Below are 3,635 nucleotides of genomic sequence, written 5' to 3' on the forward strand. Positions count from 1 at the left end.
CCGGCGAAACCCTGTATGGCGGCATCCTTGCAGCATCTTGGGGGAAAAGTTCCATTTATTTTGCGCATTCAGGCGTAGGACTTCGATAGCCTTAGCCTTTCCAATGGCAGAATGCTATACACGGAAAAATCTTATTTCAAGATAGGTACAAATGCCGAACGGGCATAAACGGTGGGGAACGTGATCGGCGTCAAATATCGCCATCATCCGCCACCACCCGTCCTGACCCGGCTTTGCACCCGATTGAGCAATGGATAGTATTGCCGCGCCATCACAGGGAAGAGTCCATGGCCACCATCCTCCACACGCTGACCCGGCTCGCAGGCACACGCGCGATAAAGCTGTCGGCGCTGTCCCTGTGCTCCCTTCTCATGCTCGCCGCCCTGACCTGGCACGGCCTGCAGCTGCGCGCTGCACTGCAACCGCCGGTGCTCGCCCCCGGCGCGATGAACGAGCCCGGCCCGCAGGACGGGCCGACGCCGCTCGGCAAGGGGCTGCTCGGTTTGTTCGGGTCCAGCGCCGAAGCCGAATCGGTGGCGGCCAAAGCGCTCGAGAAGCTGCCCGAGAGCAACCTGGACCTGCAGGTGTCGGCGATCTTCTTCATGGCGCCCGCCGAGCAGAGCACGGTGATCCTGGAAGACGGTGATCGCACCCTCATTCTCAAACCGGGTGAAGAGGTGCGCCCCGGTATCGCCGTGCAGCGCATCGAAAGCCACCGGATCACGCTCAAGCGCAATGGCAAGCTGGAGCAGATCAGTTTCCGCGGCTTCGGCGAGATGCCGGGTAGCAGCCCGGCCCCGGAAAGCCCCATGCCCGTCGCCCAGAACATCGAACCGGTGACCGACACCCTGGCCAGTTCATTGCCTGCCGCCCCGGAGCCGGCGGTGGCGAGCCAGGGCGTACCCACCGCTTACCAGCAATACATTCAGCGCAAGCTCGCGCAGAACAAGTAGTCGAGTGAGAGAAGTGTCCACCAGAGCCCCGTCGTGCCTGCTGCTCAGTCTGTGCCTGCTCGTCCCCTTCGCCAGCGCCCACGCCGAGGACAAACCGGTGGCGGCCGAGGCGCCCGTGGCGGCCAGCGATGTGAAGATCAACATGCAGGACACCAACATTCGCTCCTTCATCGAGTGGATCGCCAAGGCGACCGGCAAGAACTTCATCATCGACCCGCGGGTGACCGGCAAGGTGACGGTGATTTCCAACGAGTCGATGAAGCCGGAAGAGGCGTACCGGGTCTTCCTGTCGGTGCTGCAGGTGCACGGGTTCTCCGCCATCGAGTCGGACAGCGCGGTGAAGGTCATCCCGGACGCCAACGCCAAGCAGAGCGGCGTGCCGCTGGTGGACGACGACACGCTGAACGATGACCAGCAGGTGGTGCGGGTGATCCGCACGCAGCACGTGCCGGCGACGCAGCTGGTGAACATCCTGCGGCCGATGGTCCCGCAGGTGGGGCACCTGGCGGCGTACCCGGACAGCAACGCGCTGATCATTTCCGACCGGGCTTCCAACATCAACCAGCTGCTGAAGCTGGTGTCGGAGATCGACCGGGCCGGGCAGTTCGAGATCGATGTGATCCCGCTGAAGTTCGCCAATGCCAAGGAGCTCTCCGCCATGCTTGGCAACCTGGTGCCCCAGGGCGGCGGTGCCGAGGGCGCGAGCAAGATGAGCGTGTCGGTGGATGAGCGCACCAACAGCATTCTGATCTCCGGGGACCCAAGCAAGCGCCAGCAGTTGCGCGATGTGCTGGCCAACCTGGACCGCCCGGGGAACATCATCCGCGACACCCAGGTGATCTACCTGCATTACCTGAAGGCGTCGGAGGTCGCGCAGATCCTGCAGAACGTGGCCACCAGCCTGCAGAAGCAGGACAAGGACGTGGGCATCAGCGGGGCGGAAATCTCCATCCAGGCCAACGACACCACCAACGCGCTGGTGATCAGTGCGCCGCCGGCGATCATGAAGACCGTCGAAGGGGTGGTGCAGCGGCTGGACATCCGCCGGGCGCAGGTGCTGGTGGAGGCGGTGATCGTCGAAGTCTCGGACAACAAGGTCAACGAGCTGGGCGTGCAGTGGAAGACCTCGGACGGGGCCATCGGCGGTGACGGCTTCTATGGCGGCTTCAAGTCGTCGCTCAAGGGCAATGCCATCGATTCCTTCCCGGGGGGCAGCCCGGCCAAGCTGGATGCCGGGCTGAGCATGGGCTTCTACAGCAACGGCTCGCTCAGGGCGCTGATCCGTACGCTGTCCACCGATGACTCGATGAATATCCTCTCGACGCCGAACCTGGTCACCCTCGACAACGAGGAGGGCAAGATCGTGGTCGGCCAGAACGTGCCCTTCGTGACCGGCAGCTCGACCAGCGCCTCGAACCCGTCCACCAACCCGTTCCAGACCATCGAGCGCCAGGACGTGGGTATCACCCTGAAGATCAAGCCGCAGATCAACGAAGGGGACTCGGTGACCCTGAACGTCTATCAGGAGATCTCCAGCGTCACCAACGACACCAGTGCCGCGGACATCGTGACGAACAAGCGTTCGGTGGAAACGCGGGTCCTCATCAAGGACAACATGACGCTGGTGCTGGGTGGCCTCATCTCGGACGAGGTGAGGGACTCGGGCGACAAGGTGCCCTTCCTCGGCAAGATCCCGATCATCGGGCAGCTGTTCCGCAGTGACCGCAAGGAAGTGAACAAGAAGAACCTGATGGTGTTCATCAAGCCGACCATCATCAATGACTTCGACCATGCCGACCAACTGACCGAAGGCAAGTACAACTTCATCCGGGAGCGCCAGCTGCGTTATGCCGACCAGGACATCGCCAAGGGCGTGCCCACGCTGCCGGAACGCATCAACAGCGCGGAGAAGGAGTTGAAGATCAAGTCCGTACCGCTGCCGCCACAATGATTGATTGCTGAAGTGAAGCCACCTGCGGGTGGCTTTTTCTTTGGCGGCTCGATGGGTACAGGTCTGGTTTTCTGGGCTGATGGGCGCGGAGCGTTGCGGTACGTCGAGGGACGCCAGTGAACTCTTCCAATTTGCGGATAGGGCGATTGGGAAAAGCGACCTGGGGGAGACTGGCTGCTCATCTGCCCGAAGACATCCCTTGGTTGGAGCCATGTGGATCTGGCGACACTTGGGGAGCTGAGCCGGGTGCGCATCCACGAGACTTGCACCAGTGGCTGCGAGTATCGCGGCGACTGATTCTTCTGCTGCCCCCATGCAAAAGGCCACCCTAGGGTGGCCTTTTTGTTGCGCGCAGTTCCTGTCGATCACACTGCCTGCATAGCCCGCACGTGGCCCGGACTTCGGTCCGTGAACTCTTTCAGGGCGGAGAGCGGGTCAATGAAGCGATCGCGGCAGGCACCGGCATGGCGGCCCTGCGGTCCGCCGCTGCCCGAACACATCGCCGTGGCGCTACGCGCGATGCAATGACGCGCCGGATGGATCGCAATGCCCGCATTCCGAGCAGTGCCCGGCGCTATAGGTGCTCCACACCGCGCGCCTGACTTTTCTGCGGCACAAAGTCAAACCCCCGACCTTCTGTCGAAGATCGGGGGTTTGGTATAGGTGCTTGACGATGACCTACTCTCACATGGAGAAACTCCACACTACCATCGGCGATGCATCGTTTCACT

General features: G+C 62.4%; 2 protein-coding genes and 1 pseudogene. All 3 read left to right on the forward strand.

Features of this window, described 5'->3' with window-relative positions; all coding sequences use genetic code 11:
• Positions 1-287: 287 nt before the first annotated feature.
• A complete protein-coding gene (locus DMX10_RS12635; RefSeq protein WP_111261384.1) occupies positions 288-953 on the forward strand; it encodes a type II secretion system protein N in 666 nt (221 codons plus the stop codon).
• A 13-nt stretch (positions 954-966) separates the two neighbouring features.
• Positions 967-2,904 (forward strand): type II secretion system secretin GspD, encoded by a 1,938-nt coding sequence (gspD, locus tag DMX10_RS12640; protein ID WP_111261385.1) that lies wholly within the window; start codon positions 967-969, stop codon positions 2,902-2,904.
• Between the two features lie 228 nt (positions 2,905-3,132).
• A pseudogene (locus DMX10_RS33600) lies at positions 3,133-3,201 on the forward strand (6-carboxytetrahydropterin synthase QueD); the annotation flags it as partial.
• Positions 3,202-3,635: the final 434 nt, after the last annotated feature.

This window comes from Pseudomonas sp. 57B-090624 (assembly GCF_003234055.1).
Lineage (GTDB): Bacteria > Pseudomonadota > Gammaproteobacteria > Pseudomonadales > Pseudomonadaceae > Metapseudomonas > Metapseudomonas tohonis.